At 31.7% G+C, this 20328-nt stretch carries 16 protein-coding genes, 6 pseudogenes and 1 riboswitch; of the genes and pseudogenes, 4 read left to right on the plus strand and 18 right to left on the minus strand.

Annotated features, from left to right (window positions below; genetic code table 11):
- Nucleotides 1–25: 25 nt before the first annotated feature.
- From JFT95_RS11230 to JFT95_RS11245, 4 genes and pseudogenes are all read right to left on the minus strand, one after another.
- Nucleotides 26–877 (minus strand): Cof-type HAD-IIB family hydrolase, encoded by an 852-nt coding sequence (locus JFT95_RS11230; protein WP_201052240.1) that lies wholly within the window; start codon nucleotides 875–877, stop codon nucleotides 26–28.
- A 177-nt stretch (nucleotides 878–1054) separates the two neighbouring features.
- On the minus strand, nucleotides 1055–1633 hold the full coding sequence (locus tag JFT95_RS11235; RefSeq protein ID WP_088039496.1) for a cysteine dioxygenase family protein: 579 nt from the start codon (nucleotides 1631–1633) through the stop codon (nucleotides 1055–1057).
- Nucleotides 1634–1747: 114 nt separating this feature from the next.
- Nucleotides 1748–2614, minus strand: a pseudogene (locus tag JFT95_RS11240) (cytochrome P450); the annotation flags it as partial.
- Nucleotides 2615–2707: 93 nt separating this feature from the next.
- Complete coding sequence (locus JFT95_RS11245) at nucleotides 2708–3010, minus strand: hypothetical protein (protein ID WP_000717614.1); 303 nt, start codon at nucleotides 3008–3010, stop codon at nucleotides 2708–2710.
- Between the two features lie 256 nt (nucleotides 3011–3266).
- On the opposite strand from JFT95_RS11245, the gene JFT95_RS11250 reads away from it, so the two are divergent.
- Nucleotides 3267–3788 (plus strand): DinB family protein, encoded by a 522-nt coding sequence (locus tag JFT95_RS11250; RefSeq protein ID WP_000568385.1) that lies wholly within the window; start codon nucleotides 3267–3269, stop codon nucleotides 3786–3788.
- 218 nt (nucleotides 3789–4006) lie between these two features.
- Nucleotides 4007–4411 (plus strand): PadR family transcriptional regulator, encoded by a 405-nt coding sequence (locus JFT95_RS11255; RefSeq protein WP_078204536.1) that lies wholly within the window; start codon nucleotides 4007–4009, stop codon nucleotides 4409–4411.
- 102 nt (nucleotides 4412–4513) lie between these two features.
- Here JFT95_RS11255 and JFT95_RS11260 read toward each other — a convergent pair whose 3' ends face one another.
- The 6 genes and pseudogenes from JFT95_RS11260 to JFT95_RS11285 all read right to left on the minus strand — a co-directional run bounded on the left by JFT95_RS11260 (nucleotide 4514) and on the right by JFT95_RS11285 (nucleotide 9862).
- On the minus strand, nucleotides 4514–4669 hold the full coding sequence (locus tag JFT95_RS11260) for a DUF1540 domain-containing protein (protein ID WP_000046089.1): 156 nt from the start codon (nucleotides 4667–4669) through the stop codon (nucleotides 4514–4516).
- 73 nt (nucleotides 4670–4742) lie between these two features.
- Entirely contained in the window at nucleotides 4743–5372 is a 630-nt protein-coding gene (locus tag JFT95_RS11265; RefSeq protein WP_002165689.1) for a Vat family streptogramin A O-acetyltransferase, read from the minus strand.
- Complete coding sequence (locus JFT95_RS11270) at nucleotides 5362–6645, minus strand: MFS transporter (RefSeq protein WP_201052242.1); 1284 nt, start codon at nucleotides 6643–6645, stop codon at nucleotides 5362–5364. The genes JFT95_RS11265 and JFT95_RS11270 overlap by 11 nt, the downstream gene beginning before the upstream one ends.
- A gap of 267 nt (nucleotides 6646–6912) precedes the next feature.
- Nucleotides 6913–8147 (minus strand): annotated as a pseudogene (locus JFT95_RS11275) (cytochrome P450 family protein).
- A 160-nt stretch (nucleotides 8148–8307) separates the two neighbouring features.
- Nucleotides 8308–8712 (minus strand): hypothetical protein, encoded by a 405-nt coding sequence (locus JFT95_RS11280; protein WP_088039497.1) that lies wholly within the window; start codon nucleotides 8710–8712, stop codon nucleotides 8308–8310.
- A 145-nt stretch (nucleotides 8713–8857) separates the two neighbouring features.
- Nucleotides 8858–9862 (minus strand): annotated as a pseudogene (locus JFT95_RS11285) (DUF1835 domain-containing protein).
- Nucleotides 9863–10160: 298 nt separating this feature from the next.
- On the opposite strand from JFT95_RS11285, the gene JFT95_RS11290 reads away from it, so the two are divergent.
- Nucleotides 10161–10364 carry a hypothetical protein gene (locus JFT95_RS11290; protein ID WP_002142003.1) on the plus strand — a complete coding sequence of 68 codons (204 nt, stop codon included), beginning with the start codon at nucleotides 10161–10163 and terminating at the stop codon, nucleotides 10362–10364.
- 352 nt (nucleotides 10365–10716) lie between these two features.
- Here the strand turns inward: JFT95_RS11290 and JFT95_RS11295 are convergent, their stop codons facing one another.
- A complete protein-coding gene (locus tag JFT95_RS11295; RefSeq protein ID WP_002085220.1) occupies nucleotides 10717–10920 on the minus strand; it encodes a hypothetical protein in 204 nt (67 codons plus the stop codon).
- Between the two features lie 624 nt (nucleotides 10921–11544).
- Here JFT95_RS11295 and JFT95_RS29565 point away from each other — a divergent pair.
- Complete coding sequence (locus JFT95_RS29565) at nucleotides 11545–11736, plus strand: hypothetical protein (protein ID WP_002070042.1); 192 nt, start codon at nucleotides 11545–11547, stop codon at nucleotides 11734–11736.
- Nucleotides 11737–12335: 599 nt separating this feature from the next.
- Here the strand turns inward: JFT95_RS29565 and JFT95_RS11300 are convergent.
- The 7 genes and pseudogenes from JFT95_RS11300 to pdxR form a co-directional block, all read right to left on the minus strand.
- Nucleotides 12336–12626: pseudogene (locus JFT95_RS11300) on the minus strand (homoserine dehydrogenase); the annotation flags it as partial.
- 70 nt (nucleotides 12627–12696) lie between these two features.
- Nucleotides 12697–13112, minus strand: a pseudogene (locus JFT95_RS11305) (DUF3995 domain-containing protein).
- Between the two features lie 144 nt (nucleotides 13113–13256).
- Nucleotides 13257–14024: a DUF3959 family protein gene (locus JFT95_RS11310; RefSeq protein WP_002070031.1), complete on the minus strand. Its 768-nt coding sequence runs from the start codon at nucleotides 14022–14024 to the stop codon at nucleotides 13257–13259.
- Nucleotides 14025–14234: 210 nt separating this feature from the next.
- Nucleotides 14235–16616, minus strand: a complete 2382-nt coding sequence (locus JFT95_RS11315) for a pPIWI_RE module domain-containing protein (protein WP_201052244.1) — start codon at nucleotides 16614–16616, stop codon at nucleotides 14235–14237.
- Nucleotides 16617–16947: 331 nt separating this feature from the next.
- Nucleotides 16948–17634: a thiaminase II gene (tenA, locus tag JFT95_RS11320; RefSeq protein ID WP_002032475.1), complete on the minus strand. Its 687-nt coding sequence runs from the start codon at nucleotides 17632–17634 to the stop codon at nucleotides 16948–16950.
- 124 nt (nucleotides 17635–17758) lie between these two features.
- A riboswitch (TPP riboswitch) is annotated at nucleotides 17759–17863 on the minus strand.
- Between the two features lie 73 nt (nucleotides 17864–17936).
- Nucleotides 17937–18851 carry a D-alanine--D-alanine ligase gene (locus tag JFT95_RS11325; RefSeq protein ID WP_201052246.1) on the minus strand — a complete coding sequence of 305 codons (915 nt, stop codon included), beginning with the start codon at nucleotides 18849–18851 and terminating at the stop codon, nucleotides 17937–17939.
- A gap of 4 nt (nucleotides 18852–18855) precedes the next feature.
- Nucleotides 18856–20303, minus strand: a pseudogene (pdxR, locus tag JFT95_RS11330) (MocR-like pyridoxine biosynthesis transcription factor PdxR).
- Nucleotides 20304–20328 lie beyond the last annotated feature (25 nt).

The raw sequence follows: 20328 nt of genomic DNA on the forward strand, positions 1-20328 counted from the left end.
ATTTGGATTCTTTTTTCTTTTTTTATTACATTACATATTTATATAAAGCATGTGCGACACCATGTTCTTCATTTGTTAACGTTTCGTATTGACACATCGCTTTTATTTCTTCAACTGCATTTCCCATTGCAATTGATATATTTGCTTTCTCCATCATAGAAACATCGTTTAAGCCATCACCTATTGCTACAGTGTTTTCAACTGGAATATTAAGATGTTCTGCTAAAGTATATAATCCATTTCCTTTTTGAGCATCTCGATGATTAATCTCTAAATTATGCCAATAGGAAGATGTAATAGCTAAATCTGTATTATGCAGAAACGTTTCTTTTAATTTTTTTAATTTCTCTATGTCATAAGAAAACGGTAAAAGTTTATGCACATGTATATCAGTTTCTACAATTGGTTTACAACTTTCTGTACTATGAAATGCTGTATGTTCAAGATATAATGCTGCAATCGTTTCTAACTCTTTCAAATCGAAATTTTCTTTTGCATTCCTCACATACTCGATTTCATTACGTACACTCTCTACTCCATAATCTGGTACATATACACCTTTATTAGTATAAAGCTGATAATACAAGCCATTCCCTTCAAGATATTCTACAATCTCAAGTGCCTGCATATTTTGAATTGGATATCTCTTCATCATTTTCTTATCTTTATAAATAAGGGCACCATTTTCCGCAATAATTGGACACTCTAAATTAACTTCTAACAATAATCGTTCAATATCAACGATAGAACGCCCTGTACAAATAGCTACAACATGGCCTGCTTCCTGACATTTTCGAATTGCTTCTGCATTTTCTTTACTTATCATTTTATTACCGGAAAGAAGGGTTCCATCTAAGTCAATTGCTATTAATTTCATTATTTCTTCACCACTTTCTATAAATACACGAGATCTATTTAACAAAAAGGTATCGTTTTCATATTGAGCTCGTTAAGTACTTCTTATTTATAATTTATGAAAAGCGTTTCAGGTCAAGAAATAATTAAAAATAAAATCAAAAGCTTTTCTCTTTAAAGAAAAGCTTTTGATTTTAAACTATGAACTATAACTAATATATTTTGTCTCACACATATACACATTCTTTTCTTCAGTTGGGACATATACTTTAAACTTTTCTAAACGTTTTCCGTAAATATGAATCGTGACAACACTTTCACATTCAGCTATTTTAAGAATATGACAATCAGCTGGTGGAATGACTTTATCTGTTTCTCCTTCTCCCAAATAAAGATTTCCTGTATGGGTTAAATAAACAAGTGAATTTTCAAGCTGCTTAGTTTGTATAAAGTTCTGCACCATTATCCTTCCTGAAAAAACGCCTTCTACTCCCCATGTACCATCATGATCATGTAAAGGTGTAGATTGTCCATCTTTCCATACAAGAGCTAATACTTCAAATCGCTTTAAAGGATCTTCATATAACAAGTGTCGTGCATATTGAGCCGAATTCGCCTTCTGTTTTTCTAGCGGAAGCCATGTTTTTTTTTCTAAAAGTTCTTCTAGTAATTTTTCAATCGCACAAACAATTTGATCTTCTAATAAAGTACTATCAATTAAATCCGTTACAGCTTTAATAAATGTTTGAAACGTTTTACTTCCATTACACGTTAACATAAGCATCCTCCTCCACTCTTCTTTCATACACTTCCATACTAAATAGACCACTAAAAATTTACAATTGAGAAATAAAAAAACAAGGTACAGTAATTTTGTACCTTGCTGAACGTTTTACCTAGTTTTCAAAAGAATAGGTAAGTATTTTAATGTTTGTTCATTTTCTAATATACATTTTTCTAAATTGAACGATGGAGATAACTCTATTTTTTCAAAGGCATTTATAAAGGTAGTTAATTCAATCTCAGCTTCTAAACGTGCAAGTGGCGCCCCTAAGCAAAAATGAGGACCTTTACCAAAGGTTAAATGCTTTTCATTTCCTATTCTGTGTAAATTAAATTTAGAAGCTTGTAAGAACTTTTTCTCATCTAAATTCGCTGCACTAACCCACGCAACAATCATTTGATCCTTTTTCATAAAAGGTCCAAATATATTTGTGTCCGCTGTAATACTCCTAGCTAATGTAACGGGAAAGCGATAGCGTAAAACTTCCTCAATCGCTTTTGAAATTAATGTAGGTTCTTTTCTTAACTCTTCATATATTCCAGGTGAATCCACTAAAAAGCAATAAAAGCTATTAATAATTAAATTTGTAGTTGTTTCATTACCTGCCGCTAATAAGCCTAAAGAAAAAGTAACTATTTCTTCATCGGTTAATCTTTCACCTTCATATTCAGCTCGTATTAAATCTGAAATAATATCGTCGGTTAAATGATATCTTTTCTCTTGAACAATTGGAAGCAGGTACGTTTTAAATTCATTTAACGCAATTCCTTTTTCTACATCCAAATCGTTAAATTTTTCTTTACTATATGGCATAAATAAAATATCAGACCATTCTTTAATCTTTTTACGATCCGTTGTTGGCACTCCTATTAAATCGGATATGACGGTAACAGGTAAAGGTGCAGCAAACTCTTCAACGATATTAACCTCACTATATTTTCCGATATGTTGTACAAGTTCATTTGCGATAGACTGATATGTAAATATAATAAAAAACGAATGATTAATAGAAATATTCTACGCCACTCGTTTTTTATCGGACTTCTTTTTACTGTACTTTTATTTTCTTTATGAGTTATTAGAAAAATAATTGTCTATATAAGTCTTTATTTTTTCAAAATCCTTTTCCATAAATAAGATTGCTGGTACTTCAATTATTGGAAGATTATTTTCATTATCAAAAGGTGGACACGGTTTGGGAACTACCAAATAGTCAACTGAGTTTTTATCCCTAATATAATTAATTGAAACATCATAATACTTAGAAAAATATTCCTTCAAATCATCCTGATTCCTTAAAAATGGTAGAGAAAATATTGAACCATAATTTATACCAGCGTCGACAATTAATACAAAGCATATTTTTTTCATGATACACCCTCCTCGTATAATAAGTTTTAAGTTAATAACTGTTCCTTGAAAATTAAATAGTTTTTATCTTCAAGAGCTACATCAAAAAAATGATGTATGGGTAAAATTTAGTCTTGGATAAGGTAACACTGATAAAAACAGGTTTCCTTTTTCTTTATATTCAATTAAATTATATCATTATTTTACATGAATTTCCAGAATTTGTTTTTTTATTTTATTGGCAAACTTATGCTTAGCATGAATTGGAGGGATATATATGATAGATTATAGAATAATTTCAAGAGAAAACTATTCAAATAAGATTGGAGAGCTTGTAACAATGCTTGAACATACAAGAGATGTTACATTGAGCGAAATCTCCAATTTAAACCAAAGTGATTTAGATTTCTTACCAAACGGTAGTTCAAACACTATTGGTTCTCTCTTATCACATATTGCAGCGATGGAGTTTGTTCATCAAGTTATCTCGTTTGAAAAAAGAGATTTAACTGAAAGTGAATATCTAAAGTGGCGAATTTCTTTAGAACTTGGAGACAAAGCAAGGGAAGGAATAAAAAAGCAATCTTTAGATTATTATTTGAATGAATTATCACAAGTTAGAGAAAATACACTAACATATCTGAAATCAAAACAAGATAGCTGGTTATTCGAGGAAAACAAGTGGGATAATGGTGTGCCTTATAATAATTACTACTTGTGGTTTCACGTTATGGAAGACGAAATTAATCATCGTGGACAAATAAGAACAATTAAGCGATTGATGGGAATGAATAAATAAATCTTATTCAACCAAAGGGTGCTTTACTTGAGAAAGTCACTAGAAGAGTCAAATGATAACTATGAACTGCCCCCAATTGCGAGGTTTTGTTTAACAATTGGGGGCAGTTCATTTATAGCGCATAGGTAATCAGCTTTTTGTTAATCATGAGGTAGATATTTTTAACTAAAAAACCAATAATGGAAATATATCACAGCTTATGACCCGTTTTTACACGTATCTCGGCTGAACCCCATAATACACTGTATCCCGCTCTTCGGCGCTTCGAAAATATGGGGGCTATAATTAAACAAATACATAAACAAGTCGGAAAGCCAAACCGAAATATGTACGACATAACTGAAACAGGAGAAGAAATTTTTTATGAAATGTTAAGAGAGTTTCCCGAAAAGATTGCGACAAATAACGCTGAATTCCTTGTGCGTATCGCGCTATTTGAAAAACTTGATTACGAAGCTAGAAAAGAAATTTTAACAATACGCCAAGACGTACTACATAAACAGCTTACTGCTATTCAATCTTTACATGTTAGCTCATCTTTTATTACAGAAGTCATTGAATTTAGTAAATCACGTATTGAACATGAATTGCTCTGGATTGCATCACTTATGAAGAAAATATGAAAAAATAAAAAGAAAAATTAAAAACAATGAATGAAAATGAGATTTATTATCAATACTATAATTAATAAAAGGGCAACCACGATTTGGCTACCCTTCAAAAATTTATACTTCTGGATCAAAAGTTTTGCAATCTGTTTCTTCAGTTGTAGATGCATGTTTACCTTTATGACTTACTACATAAATTGCATCTGCACTACATTTATTGCCGTTAGCCCAAAATTTACAGTTGTTTACTTCACATAAAACGTCTTGTGCCATAGTATCACACCTCCTTGTTCTATTATCATTAACAAAATTCGGAGGTATGATACTCTTTGTCATGCATTTTTTATTACCTTTTTAACTTTCTTAATGGTTCAATGTCTCCTTGTACAATAGCATCTATATTTTCGGTTATTTTTTCAATGTCAAAATGCCACCATTGAATTTGCAATAATTCTTCTATTATTGTATTTGTGAATCGTTCCTTTATTTTATTTGCAGGGTTTCCGCCAACAATTGTATATGGTGCGACGTCTCTAGTCACAACAGATTTAGCTGCAATGATTGCACCATCCCCTATTTTTATTCCGGGCATAATAGTTGTATCCATACCAATCCAAACGTCATTTCCTATAACTGTATCACCTTTGTAAGGTAAATCAGACAAACTAGGTGTATACTTCTCCCACCCATTTCCAAATATATTAAATGGATATGCCGAAAATCCATCCATCCGGTGATTCGCTCCGTTCATAATAAAGGTAACTCCATTTGCAATACAACAAAACTTTCCAATAGTAAGATGATCTCCAAGAAATTCATAATGATGTAATACTCGATCTTCAAATGTTTCTCCATCTTTCGCATCATAATAAGAATAGTCACCAACAAATATATTAGATTTCGTTATTGTATTTTTTATAAAATGAACGTTTTGATTTCCTTCAATAGGGTATTTAACATTTGGATTAGGATTCATGTTGCACAGCACTTCCTTTACCATTCATTTCACTTTCTACTGCTATTACTGGCTTTAAATTGTATATAGGCAAAATAAACAATAATCCAATAACAAATAGTAGAGCCGTCCCCTCATACATCGTACCTAATGAAAACATCTCCTTTAATGAACCAGCTATACTCATCGTTACCACCATTGAACCGGTGAATAGTGGACTTAAAATGCCATTTACTCTACCAATAAAATCCGTATCACTATTTTGTATAATAAGTGTATTTATCCCTATTTGAATACAAGGTAGGGCTAAACCACTGAAAAGTTGTGCTGTAAGTGTCACCCATAAATTTGTAGAGTATCCTATAATAGCAATTCCAATTGCCTGACCTAGCATACCTACAATTAACATTTTTTGCGGAGCAACGTTTTTCGCAAATACCATCGCTAGAGCTCCGCCAACAATCATCCCCGCACCATTTACTGTTAGTAACCATTGTAAACTCTCTTTTGATAACCCTAACTGCTCAGTCACAATAAAGATGCCTAGTGGCTGAATTAAACCTATACCTATTCCTGCTGCCATAAAACAAAACCCTAGCAAAGTTAATGCTTTTTTCTTTTTTACATATTTAATACCATCCAGCATTTCCTGTAACAGCGTAATTTCTTTCTTCTCATTATCATTCTCAAGATCTTTCGGAAGAAATAACAACACAGCTGCTGCAAGTAAAAAAGCGATACCTGTTATGATGATTGAAATATAAATTCCAAAACTATGAAAAATAAATGTTCCAAGAATAGGTCCTAACACCATAAAAATCGCAAATATTGTTTGATATATAGACATCGCTAATTGAATGTGTTCCGTTGATAAATGCTGTTTAAACAACTTCATACCGGATGGTTGAGAAAACTGCGAAAGGATTGCCGAAATAAGCGTCACAAAAAACACGATTTTCCACGTTCCAAACATAAGAGTAATTAATACAGCGAATACGGAAATAGAACTTAACGTCTCACACCATATCATTGTCTTCTTTGGCTTCCACCTATCAGCAAAAGTTCCTCCAATGAATGAGAAAATAAAAATGGGAGCAAATTCAGCAACCGAAATCATTGAAATAGCAAAAGCATCACCTTTCGTCATTTCCATAACATAAAGTAATACCGCAAAGTTACGAACCCAAATTCCAACTTGTAAAAATAATGCTGATGCTAGAATCCCTTGCACAAATCGATTTTTTAATACTTGTGATACCCCATGATTTTGTTTCGTTTCTGCAGTCGTCGACATAAAAAAGCCTCCTATTTCGTGTTCTGAACAGGAGGCAGCACAAATCATATGAAAAGACTATATATTCGCAGTGCGAAACACATCCCTTTTCTATACATGCACATACTAATCCTATTCAGAAGAATATTTCGTTTTTTAACGAAGATCTCTTACAAATAGAATTAGTTGATCATTGGGATGTTTTCACCCTTCCGTTTCGAATTTAAATAACACATACATACTCTATGTTAATCATTTGTCGTGTATGCATGTCTCAATATAACTATTCTAAAAAGACAATGGTAATTCCTCTAAAGAACGCATTAAATAATTACCTTGCCAATTAATTTTGTCACGCTCACCTTTTATTTGTAACGATGGCATTCTTTTAAACAGAGCAGTAATAGCAATCTTTGCTTCCAACCTAGCAAGTGGAGCTCCTAAACAGAAATGGCTACCATGTCCAAAAGCAATGTGACGGTTATTCTCACGCATAATATCAAATACTTCTGGGTTTTCAAATACTGTTTCATCACGGTTTGCTGAAGCTAATGCGATAATAACCATATCTCCTTTTTGGATTGTTTGGTCATGAATTTGAAACGGCTCAGCCGCCCATCTTGCAGTTGTCACCTCAACTGGAGAATAATAACGCAATCCTTCCTCAATAGCTGAATCAATTAATTCCGGATTTTCTTTTAATAACTGTAATTGCTTCGGATTTTCAAGAAGTGCTAATACCGTATTTGTTATTAAATTCACTGTCGTCTCGTGTCCGGCTACAATTAATAACATGATCATTGAATATAGCTCTCGAGCACTAAGTTTATGCCCTTCATTTTCTGCAAGTATTAACGCACTAACCAAATCTTCTTTTGGATTTTTTCGTTTTACATCAACTATATATTGGAGATATGTAATAAACTCAGATAGTTGTTTTTCGGTTTCTTTTATTTCTTCAGGTGTTTCTGGCGATGCAATGACAGCATGAGACCAAATTCTAAATTTCGCTTGATCCTCTTTTGGAATTCCAAGCATCTCACTTATTACAATAATCGGTAATGGGAATGAATAATCATCCACAAGATTTAATGTACCTTTTCGCTCTATTTCACTTATTAAATCATCCGCTATTCTCTGAATTCTTCCGTCTAATTGTGAAATCATCTTCGGTGTAAAAGCTTTTTGAACTAAAGATCGCAAACGACTGTGGTTAGGTGGGTCCGAATTTAACATGTGCGTTGTTAAATGATCACTATTGTCAACGGAAAGATGCATGTTCTTTGTATCTTGAGGAAACACATTTGCCTGATCTTTTTTAAGCGATTATCTTTTAAAAGCGGCAGAGCATCTTCATATCTTGTAATGAGCCATTCTTTACCGATTTCAATTTGATTTACAAATAATATAGGCTGTACTTTTCTCGATTCTTTATAAATTTCATAAGCATCTTCTTTAAACTGAGCAGAAGCTAAATTAATGCCATCCTCTATTTTTCGGCCAACCTTATTTTTTATTGACATTACATTCCCTCACTCTCAATTATTTGTGTAAATCAACCTAACATTTGAATTATACTTCAATAAAAACTAGAAAATTGTAAATTTTTAATTAAAATCTTACTTCGTATATTGAAAAATAAAAAAGTGAGAGAGTAAAATTATTCTACTCTCTCACTTCCTATTATGCGAAGCACATAAAATTATTAATTTGTTGATATCGATAACTTACTTTACGACGACGACCACCTTGCCAAGTGTAACCTGAAACCCCGCTTCTTCTTACCTCGGTTGGAAAGAACCATAAATCTCTTCCGAAAGGACCAGGTCGATGTAAACGTAAATAGCCCCATCTTCCTAGACAGTTACACATCCAAGATTTCATATTGCCTGCTTGTGCTGGAGAAGCAAATGTGGACGGTAACGACGGAGCTTGTGACGGTGGTGGTGATGTTGGAGCATCTTCCGCATCATCTGGTCTATAGTCTTCTTGTTCAATATCTCTCACTTCATTTGTAGATTCATAACCGTAGTTTTGTGGATTATAATACATCTCTTGATCATATGGATAGTTTTGTTGGTTATACATAATAACCCATCACCTTCTTTTCATTTGTTTCTTTTAACATTCATATGTGATACGCCATTCATAGGAAGCTTATGTATAGCCTAAATTCATCTAAAAAAGCTCGTATTTTAAAAATACGAGCTTTTTTATAAACAAAATATATTTTTTATTTTATTAACTTCACACTATAAAAACGCATTTGATCTAACGAACCTTCATATTCAAATACTTCTTGCTTAATTAATTCTTTCAAGCGATATTCCAAAAACGTATCCCCAACCAATTGATCCGCAAGTCCAAGTGCTTCACCTATTACTCTCGGAGCTTTATGAAATTCTTTATCTGCTCCTACATTTTTCGCACACTCAATAATGAATTGATCAAAATAATCTTCTTGTACAGCATGCACTTCATCGTCTTTCCAAACTCTTAAAAACTCCGTGCTTTGCGATAATCTATCCCACTCATGTGCAAAACTTCATTCGCTTCTCTTCAGTTAAATACGGAAATTCCACAAAACTTTTTTGGAAAAGAGCTAAACTTTCAGGAGATAATTCTCCAGTTCCACGGATATCATAATCTTGTTTTAATATTTCTCTACTCGCTTCAGAAGTATTCATAACACGAATATTTTTCTTATCTTTTAATTGCGCAATTGCAAAACAAAGCCCTACGTGCTCATGGGCATTATCCGCCTTCCAAACGGTAATCGGTGTTTCATTCGGAATTGAATGTAGCTCTTCTAAAGTCTCCTTAAATCTTGGTAAATACTCTTCTTCAAAATAACAATCATAAGAAGTTAAGTTATTTAATAACCACTGTGCCCTTGCTAATTGACCTTCATTCGTATGTAATTGATGTATGGGACCAATTGAAAAGAATTCAGAGTATGAAACAACACTCTCCTCGTGTAATCCTTCTTGTTTCAACATATATTTTAAACATCCGGCAGTTGAATCATCAAAGGCAATATGAATGTGTGTGCTTTCTTCTAAATTTTTTCCTGAGTTGTATGACTCGTCAATTGCTTAGGGATACTCGTTAAATTTTTTATCATATCTTCGCTATAATTCCCGTCTAATACATCTAACTGTATTAGAATACTTTGAAGTAAATGTTTTGCTTCATCTTCATACATATCCTCTACAACATTTTTAATTTTATCTATCATATAAATCCCTCTATTCATTTCTAAAATAACGTAGATTATAGTGTATCATTTTAGCCCAGATGTTTAAAAGTCTTTTTAAAATCAAATCGTTTATTACACAGATTGCTGCAGCCATCTAAGTTTTTAACAAAAGCTTTCTCTATGTTCCTCTCAATCTATAGATCTATAATATTTTTTTCTTCCTCTTTATTTATCTCCCAAAATCACATTAGTTGCTAAATAATTTTTAAACACTTTGTAAATCTTTTTATTTAAATGTATAATTATATAGAAAACAAAAAATACAGGAGCAATATTAATGGCGAAAGTACTTACTAATTATAAACATTATTTAAAAAATTGGAGATTTATATTTATTTGTATATTACCTGCTGTCGCTTTATTGTATACATTCGATGTCATCTTTGAACTACTGTGTCACCAAAATTTCTATTTGTCTAATTTAATTATTGCTATCATATTAATCTTAATATTTATTAACATTAAAGAAAACTATAATTGAAACGAAACCGTTGTGAAGCTACATTTTTCATAAAAAATTAGAGCACCCTGCTATTGGATGCCCTAATGTGATTAGAGGTTTTTTCTGAGTATTTAGTAGGACACGAAGATCTTGTCCTACTAAATACTATATGCTTGTACTTATTACATTGTGCACTAGAAAGCACAATGTCTAGATACCAAATAGATACATACACATTGGAGTAACTAACACGCTAGAAAAGACCTTTCTATATCCATTCATTCTTAATAGCCTACATTATTACTAATAAAATTTTCTCATACTTTCATTGTACAATTGCTTTATTTATAAACAAAAAACATCCCCATGGATGTTTTTTATCTAATTACCTTTACACTTCCATAAATTTAGCAGGTACACCAATTTTTTCAACTACAGAAGATATATTAGTAGGGTTAATCATTACATTTTCAATACAAACTAATTTATTTTCTAATAATCCATTCTCTGTAGTAATAAACTCTTCAAATCGTTCTAAAGTCATTGAGAATTTGTGCTCACTTCCACCATTCATACTGACTTTTACATACTTCATAGTGTCACCGCCTCTCTTAATTATCTATAATTCGCTAAAAATACGCTTACATCCTTTTATTAAAACGTGGATTTATCACTTTTATCACTTCCCACTACACGTTTGAAATGATTTTGAGAAAAAAGCTACTAAACACCACCTGTTCTTTTCATTAAAATTTCAATAGAATGTTTCTAGAATTATATATCTTTGGAAAAGATTACATAATATTACTGATTAAATATTAGGAGTGTTATTAATGGTTGATATAATCCGACTCTTAATCACTATACTTATCGCAATTTTTTTATTTTCATCAATTATTATGGAGTTTAAAAAACCTCACAAAAGTATGTTTTGGTTCTCAATTGAAGTCTTGTTTCTGCTAGGAATCGTACTTTTAATGAAAGAGTTTTTCATCAAACTTTCCGCATAAGCCCTTAAGTAAAACATAATATCCCATCAATAACGCAGGATAAATTATGATTGCTATTTTTTTCACTGAAGTTAATAATTTAACTTCAGATAGTTAGCTTTTATTTATAACTACTTTATAAGCTTCTGCCAATTACTCTTTTTCGTATATTATCATGAAGACTAGAGCAAGCATGCCTTGTCATATATTAGATAAGGGATGTGATAACATTGGGTAACGATAACAATCAATTTATTTTTCATGTAGTACAAAGTTCGGCAATTAAAAGATTTATAATTATCGATATAATTGCTGGAACAGGAATTTATTGGACCGTAAATTTCATTTCTTCAAATGCATTACTCGCAATTATTAGTTGTTTTTTGGGGACAAAAAAAATGAAAAAAATGCATCATTCATAGAAGCAATAACTAAATCCCAATTCATTTCTTTCAAATTTGTGCCTTTACTCTTCTTGAAGTGGGAAAGCAATTTTTCACAGTTGGCTAATTCATCCGACTTTCTGGCAGACAATACTTTTGATTGTCTGCTTTTTGTATGAGATTTTTCGTTTGACATATACTACTTTTGAACCTGTATACCAATACAAGCCATTTTGGTGTTTGGGATTTCCCTTCCTGGGATAAGTATTTTTGAACTTATCCCTTTTTTGTATAGGCATGTATATTTGGGATAAAACTAATTACAAGCAGATTTTCTGTTTATTCGTAGTTCTTAACCAAAAGACTTTTCTCCTTTAAAGGACAGTAGGTACGACTACTTGTCCTTTTTTATTAATATTTCACACACCATTTTTTGCCCCCTTCTAAGCATTCTATTACAGCTCCCAAATAGCCAATGTTTATAGTCATACAAAATAAGCAGTTGCTGATACTTTTCTTTTTAAGTTACACAACACAATAAAAATGTGTAACTATAGATTTGAATCCATGTCCCTCCTATCTCAAAAGCTCTCCTAAGTAGCTAAAAAAAAACACCTTAAGTGGGTGTCCTTTTTTCTTTATGTAAGAGAACATACAGATAACATTAATCCTCCAAATGTCACTGTTCCTAGTAACCCCAATACAACTCCTGTTAAACAAACACAATCAGCAAGACAAATTGAAGATTGCGATAATGGAACAAATGACCTACTTGTGCTCGATCCATAATGTTTTATTTTCTCATAATTTATATCCAACATTACATGTAGACATGATACACAACCCTCAATAGTTTGAAGAGATTCATTTTCTAACCGCTCCAATAACTTGTTATTTAAAGCAAATGGTAGAGGGTACTGCTTATCTAATCATCTCTGTTGCCGTATAAATCCCTAGTTTAGTTTGTAATAAAGTATTAAAATAATGCTGGTTATATGTTCACGTTATTATTGCTAATAAGAAGGATAAAGATAAAAATGCACAAAGTGGTACATGTAAAACAGTATCCATTCTAGCAAACTGCGTATCTTTTTTCGTTTAAAGATACCAAAATAATGAAACTCACCAATTACTCTTATGAAAAAAACAACCATACAAACACAGGATCCCATTTGAACAAAAACATTGGGAAGTGCGGAATGAACAATATTTGCTTGTTGTAATAAAATCATTGCTGCCATACTTAATAATAACGCAATGAACAATGTCATTCCTGTACCTGGTGTAAACGCCTTTTCTCCAGCTTTAGTTGGAATGACACTATTTGTCGCCCACTTACCTCCGAAAGCCCAATAAACATGTAAAAAACTAACTAAGAATAATATGCAAACAGAAATATATGTAACAATAAGCATTTTGTCCTCCCATTATTTTATTTAAATCCTTACCTTTAAAATATGCTATGAATCCTTCATACGCAATCTATATTTAATTACATAAAAAAACCCTTAATGATTTATCAATTTTACGATAAATCATTAAGGGGTTAGTGAAATTTATTATGCATTATACCTATTTTTTCGACGTTCCATCCTAGTTTGTCCTTGAACAGTACTTTCTTTATATTGATCTATTTGCTCTGCCATTTCATATGTTACAACTGGTTCTTCGTTATTACGCTCATGCATTATTTCTGGCGTTTTACGTTTAGAACCTTTTCCACCAAACTTAAATAATTTCATCTTAAATTTCGGTAATCTTGGAAAGCGGATCTTAAATGATAGCCTTTTACGTTTCTTTTTTTGTTTAAATAGATTTGTATTTTCTTTATTAGTGTCTTTCTCTTTACGGTGTAATAACATCGCAAGTAATCCACCTAATATAAGTCCTCCAACTAAAAGGAGAATATATAAGTAATGGCTTGTCATTAAATTCATCATACGCTCAAGTATGACTAACGACTGCACTTCTTTTATATCCCATAGTAACGCGGCCCATAATGAGAATAAGCCCAAAGTAAGCCCGTATGTACGAAACCGGAATAAACACGGAATTAACGCAATGCAAGCGGCGATTTTCGCGTTCGCTATTATTGAACTTATTGAAATATCCTGATTCCAAATAACTAACAGTAATGTTATAAATGGTGCATACGCTATCCAGCTACATATACGTGAATATATCTTTTTCGCAAAGTAACTACCGAAACTAGTAAAAAATAAAAGTCCTCCAATATATAAAGATTGTTCAAGAGGGATTTGCTTTAACATTCCTGCAATTGGAAAGAGGCCGCTCAGTAGCATTAATAATACATCTAATTTCTTCACAATTCCCCATTCCTTTCAAATTTTCTTTTCAATTAATAAAAATCGCTTTTCCATATGATGTAGTTTTTGTATTTCTAAAAAACATCTTAATCCTGTATGTAAATAAAGTAAATACGTAAAAGAAAAGATACATGACAAAGGATAGCCTTATTTACATGAAAAAATGACAAATCCTGCTCATTATTACTAGCAGGATTTGTACAATATTATTTATATTAATATCAATGTATCTTCTTTTTCTAAAATTATTACATCTTCATCTAATTCGTCATTGAATTCTTTAAACTCCCTTGAATCAATATCGGTAGTATAGTTTTTAATTAATTTAGCCATATGCATTACATACGTATTATGAATATTTTGTTCTGAGAGCAAGGTTGATTTACAGCACATGTAATGTATCATTTTGGCGATTTCTTCTCTCTCTTCAGATTTTACACCAAGCGGGATAACTTCGAGTATGTACTGCTGTACTATCTCATTACAATCTAATTCGTATGCAGCCGTGCTATAGTAAATTCCCATTTGATCTACAAATAATCTCGTTTCATTCATAACATGTTCTTGGTCTCTAACAATATAGTTCGGTACATCTGAGTTAGTATTAATTCTAATTATGTTTATATCCTCTTTTAAATTTGGGATTATTTCAGGTGAAACCCCAATATTAACGCTTTTATTTTGCAATTCCTCTATCCAATATTTCCTCATATTGGCATCTACAATAAAATAAACTTCTTTATTTTGTTTATGTGCATCTTGTGAAATTTCAACTAATGTTTCTGACATAAATTGTTTAAAACTGACTCCTATATCATTCCTTTTTGATGGTTGTGGTAAAAACACTTTATTATTACCTATATTTAATAAAGTATGATCAATTGTGCCCCATTCTTCTTGACCATATAATTTATATAATATTTCTCTCCCATTTATTTTTGAAAAAATAGGTAAGAAATCATATTTAGACATTTTCTCAATTGATAAATTTACAATTATCCCCGGTAATTTTATCTTATTCCAACTACACTTTAAGAATCCCTTTTGTTCTAACAAACTAAGAATGGCATTAATAATTTCTTTTTTAGATACACTTTGTCCGATAAATAAATTAATAAATGCTGAAATACGTTCCGTTTGAGCGAATCCTTCCCGAATAATTTGCTTTGGATTAATTTTTTCGCGACCATCACAATTTTTTATTGCAATTAATGCTAATTTCATTTCATTTTGCTCACCTGCCGTAGCATGTACAGCTTTTACGACATCGTCTACTAGTTTCTTTTTGTTTTTATGGCTATATTGCATTCTATATGGATTTTGTAACAATTTCCTAATGTTATATCTTACTATTTTTAACAACACCGGATTGTCTGCATTTAATACATAGGAGGAATCTCCGTTTTGAGCTAAAACTATTTTGCTATCTAATAACGCTTGTTCTATCTCTATTACTATATCATCTGACCATACTTCTAACGTAATTGAGTCTAATCCCTTTGGGGCAAATAAAGGTAATAACTCATTCTCATTATTAGTTAATACATTTTCACATTCTGGAAGTAATGTGAAATATGGGCATATTCGTTGGAATTCATTAAAAAGTTCCTCTTTTTCTCTTACTTTTATACCAAATTTTATTTTTGTTCCTTGAACTTTATATATATTTTCGTTATATGGAAGAAGCACTCTTATCTTTGTTCCTCTAATATACTCTTTCGGACATTGGAGAATGTTCTCTAATTTAACTTCTCCCCCTATCCTATAATCATCTTTTAAATTTCTAAAACGTTTAATCCACTTTATTCCTTTTACAGCTTGTTGTACTTTTAACTTTACAAATCTTTGCTTTTTATTATTTGATTCAAATTCAGGAGTTGAAATCAGTATTTGGCTCCGCTTTCGCCCTAAAAGTATAGGGATATCTTTATGATTATATTGTTGATAAAACCTCCTAATCCCTACAGATACTTTTAATAGCGGAATATTCTCACCTCCACGAGTTACGTATTCAAACCGATATACATAAGAGAAATAATCATGTGTTTCTTCATCTTTAATTGGCTCAGACATCGCTTCAGAAACATGTTGTGATCGCAGTGGTGAAAAATATATTTCTTCCTCATTTTTATTTTCCATATGTAAAGGCTGTTCGCAAAAAATATGAGTAATTAGAGCTGGTACCCATTTAGAAAACGTTTTTTTATCATGTAATGCTGGTAAATTACTAATTAAATCATACTGCCATTCTAAATGTGGTGGATCTATTAATTTATTAGGTTTCCAATCATGAATAACCTCATACCAGCTTTGGAAAATATAGTCTAACTGTTCTTGTTTCATTGGTTCTTTTGCTACAATCCAGGGCGTATCTTCCTTTAACATATATGGATTATGCTGAATGAATAATATATCAGAAAACATTTCATACAATCTTTCATTTACAAGTTTTAATTTGCTCGTTAATAAAAATGTTCTATAATGTATCTCTACAATCTCAAGCCATTCAATAGGAAAATAAATATACGATACTTTCTCATTATAGAGGGGTTCTACTATATTTTTAAATGCTAATAACTGTAATTTTTCCATATTATTAATACTTCCTCTCTTAATTTATATTGATCACGAATAATACTAGAAAAGATACCAATTTTTTAAGCATTAACGAATCAAATTTTAACCAAGCACATTAAAGGAAATAGCTAAATTACATTTGATTATATAAATAAAACAGTATTAAAATCAAATTAATATAAAGTAACTATTAACATATAACTACCTCCTTATGGAACTTTATATTATAAAATCATTATAATGAATTATTATATTTTTTATCTATGATTTACAAAAAAATTACAGAAACTAAATATAATAAAAGGTATCGCCTCTTTATATAGCGATACCTTTTATATACTCTTAATTAAATAACACCTTTAACTTCTTCATTCACCGGCCATTTTTCTAATGTATATGCCATTTCCCAAAATGAATATTCATATTGACTACTAAAAATAAAATGTTGTCTCATACGATTACGGTCTGCCTCTGTTACTTTTTCAGCGATCGTATCTAATCGTGTGATTTGCTCTTCTACTAGAGTACGGAACCAATCAGATCCATATGCAGAAATCCATTCTTGATAAATTGGCTCTTCTGGTTGACATTCTTTTAACCGTTCACCGATTTCATAATATAACCAATAACAAGGTAAAATAGCCGCAATAATATCTCCTAAATGCCCTTCATAAGCTGCACGATACATATGAGATGTATATGCATATGCAGTTGGCGCAGGAATAAAATTATCTTTTTCTTCTTTTGTAATCCCTAATTTCTTTGCGAAATTCTCATGTAATGATAACTCAGCTTCATACGTATTTTGTGCATGGTGTGCCATACGAGCTGTCGTTTCTAATTCAAGAGCCTTTGCAGCACCTAACGTTTGTACTCTAGCAAAATGACTCAAATAATAAGAATCTTGAAGCACATAATATCGAAAACTAGCTAAATCTAATGTTCCTTCGCCTAGTTTTTTTACAAAAGGATGGTTAAAACTTGCTTCCCAAATTGAATCTACTTCTTTACGTAATGATTGTGAAAAAGTCATTTAAATCCCTCCAAATAATGTAAAAAATATACGTATTTATCCACAATTATTAAAGCTGTAAAATAAAAAAACTTTCTTTACAGGCGTAAAGAAAGTGAAATTGACAGTATTTATTCGTTAAATAGCAACGTCTTTCCCACTTCCCTACGCTGGCATTAACCAGATCAGGTACTAAGAGTCTCAAAATTTCATCTGATCTCAGCCTATAAAAGGCCCCCTAGTGGATAAATATTTAGTTGTCGTATTGTAATTATCATAGCATAATTCGTGGAACTGTCAAAAGAATTAATTATATAACTACCTTAAAAACCTTCTTCTTTCCTTACTTTTAATGAAGTTTCAATTATCATATCTAATAGTTTGCTATAATTAATTCCCGCTGCTTCCGCACTTTTTGGTAGTAAACTTGATTGTGTCATCCCTGGTAATGTATTAACTTCCATTACATATGGAATTCCTTCCTTCACCATCATATCAACCCTTGCGTAAACACTACATTTTAATGCTTTATAACAAGCCAGTGACGCTTTATTTACACGTTCCTTTATTTCAGCTGGAAGTTCGATAACTTCTTCAACTGTACTAGTATCATCATATTTTGCATTGTAGTCAAAGAACACAGCAGCATGTCGAATCGAAATGATAGGTAACTGTTGCCCATCAAAAATTGAACATGTAATCTCGTCACCTTTTATATACTTCTCAATTACTACTTCAGAATCCCATTCGAATACAGTTTCTAGCATAGAGATTAATTCATTTTTATCATAGACAATCTTAACTCCAACACTTGAGCCGCCAGAGTTTGGTTTTACCACTAACGGAAATCCTAATTTATCTAACTCCTCAAGCTTTAGATCCTCCATTTTTGTAAGTTCAATCCAATCTGGTGTTTCTACTCCTTCATAACGCAAAATCTTTTTTGAAATATTTTTATCCATACATATACCGCTAGATAACATATTACTGCCGCTATATGGAATATCTAAACTCTCAAGCGTCCCTTGAACCGTACCATCTTCTCCGTATTTTCCGTGTAATGCTAGCAATGCAAAATCAATGTCTTTCGCTTTTTCAATTAAATCCATTTTTTCATTTAACGTAATTGGAACGATTTCATATTTACTCTTATCTAAATGTGCAATCATTTCATTCCCAGTCATAATTGATACTTGTTTTTCAGAGGATACTCCTCCCATAATAACGCCAATTCTCATTTTCTCAACTCCAAGTTTCATTTTTTAAAGTTTCACCAATTATTTGAATCCCGCTAACAATTTCCTGTTCTTTCAAGCGTGAAAATCCTAATCGGAATGTGTTCGCTCCTCCTCCATCAGAGTAAAAAACATCTCCAGGAGAAAACGTAACTCCTTTCTCATAACACTTTTGTAAAAGTGTGCGGGCTTGAATTTTTTCTTCCAACTCTATAAACAAATGAAGTCCACCGTCTCCAGTCATTCTTTTAAACGGAATGTACTGATTACACGCCCCAACAGCTAACTCATATTTTTTCTTATAAACAGATCTTGCTTTTTTAAATATTTTTCAAAATATCCTTCATGTAAATATTGAAACAGAACAGCTTGATCTAACGTAGATGTGTGAATGGTTCTGGCTCTTTTAACACTTTCTAAATAATGTATCAGTTCTTTATCTGCAATGATCCAACCTACACGTAAACCAGGGAAAAGTACCTTTGAAAAGCTACTAATATAAATCACATTATTACCAGCCCCTGCAAAAGTTAATAATGGCGATAAATGTGAACCCGAATAACGTAATTCTTCATTAAACCCATCCTCTATAATAGGGATCTTGTATTTTGAAAATAACCTCATCAATTCCGTTCTTTTCTCCGAACTCGTAACAATACCAGTCGGATTATGATAAGAAGGGATTAAATACGCGAAATCAAAATCCTTTTCACGCAAACTTTTTTCTACTTCATTCGTATCAATACCATCATCATTCATATTAATTCCATGAACTTCAAGTCCATGTAAACGAAAAAGCTTCAATGCAGCATGGTGAGTTGGGTTCTCACAAATAACACGCCCTGATTTCTTCGATAAAGAAGATAACACAATATCTAATCCTTCTGTAAATCCATTTGTAATTAGAATATCTTTGTTCGAAATATCTACACCTTTCATTTCCATGTAATGAAGTAAATAATTAATTAACGGTCTATAACCTTTTGCATATCCGTAGTTCAATACGATATCCCCTTCAATGGACATACGAGTAAGAAAAGCTCTTTTGAAATTTTCAACATCAAATAGCTTTTCGTCCGGGGCTATACTATTAAAAACAATCATTCCTTTTTCCCAGCGAACTCCATGCTTCATTAAGTCTAATTCATCCGCTAATGTGGTAACTGTATTAAGTTTATTTTTCCAATCTATTTCAACAGACGAGGTGTTACTTATATCCACCTTCGCAACGAAATTTCCTTTTCCTTTAACTGCATAAATGAGTCCTTCTTGTTCTAAATCCGCATATGCAGAGAGTACTGTATTTCTGCTCACTGATAATAATTCACTCAGTTCCCTTGTTGATGGGATTTTTTGGTCCCCCAACAAATGCCCTTTCATAATCATCTTTTTTAAATAATCCTTTAATTGAATATAAACGGGACGATCTTTTACAACTTTAAAATCTTTAAACAATTTCTTACCCCCTGCAATTATTTTT

It is taken from the genome of Bacillus sp. TH17, from assembly GCF_016651125.1.
In the GTDB taxonomy this organism is placed as follows: Bacteria; Bacillota; Bacilli; order Bacillales; family Bacillaceae_G; genus Bacillus_A; species Bacillus_A mycoides.

Bases quoted from the DNA above. Each gene is read 5' to 3' on its own strand.
- JFT95_RS11325 (WP_201052246.1), bottom strand. From the start codon at position 18,851: ATGAGAATTGGCGTTATTATGGGAGGAGTATCCTCTGAAAAACAAGTA.
- JFT95_RS11295 (WP_002085220.1), bottom strand. From the start codon at position 10,920: ATGAAGTATGTAAAAGTCAGTATGAATGGTGGAAGTGAGCACAAATTC.
- JFT95_RS11235 (WP_088039496.1), bottom strand. From the start codon at position 1,633: ATGTTAACGTGTAATGGAAGTAAAACGTTTCAAACATTTATTAAAGCT.
- JFT95_RS11265 (WP_002165689.1), bottom strand. From the start codon at position 5,372: ATGAATCCTAATCCAAATGTTAAATACCCTATTGAAGGAAATCAAAAC.
- JFT95_RS11280 (WP_088039497.1), bottom strand. From the start codon at position 8,712: ATGTATAACCAACAAAACTATCCATATGATCAAGAGATGTATTATAAT.
- JFT95_RS11260 (WP_000046089.1), bottom strand. From the start codon at position 4,669: ATGGCACAAGACGTTTTATGTGAAGTAAACAACTGTAAATTTTGGGCT.
- JFT95_RS11290 (WP_002142003.1), top strand. From the start codon at position 10,161: ATGGCGAAAGTACTTACTAATTATAAACATTATTTAAAAAATTGGAGA.
- JFT95_RS11245 (WP_000717614.1), bottom strand. From the start codon at position 3,010: ATGAAAAAAATATGCTTTGTATTAATTGTCGACGCTGGTATAAATTAT.
- tenA (WP_002032475.1), bottom strand. From the start codon at position 17,634: ATGACTTTTTCACAATCATTACGTAAAGAAGTAGATTCAATTTGGGAA.
- JFT95_RS11270 (WP_201052242.1), bottom strand. From the start codon at position 6,645: ATGTCGACGACTGCAGAAACGAAACAAAATCATGGGGTATCACAAGTA.
- JFT95_RS11250 (WP_000568385.1), top strand. From the start codon at position 3,267: ATGATAGATTATAGAATAATTTCAAGAGAAAACTATTCAAATAAGATT.
- JFT95_RS11230 (WP_201052240.1), bottom strand. From the start codon at position 877: ATGAAATTAATAGCAATTGACTTAGATGGAACCCTTCTTTCCGGTAAT.
- JFT95_RS11315 (WP_201052244.1), bottom strand. From the start codon at position 16,616: ATGGAAAAATTACAGTTATTAGCATTTAAAAATATAGTAGAACCCCTC.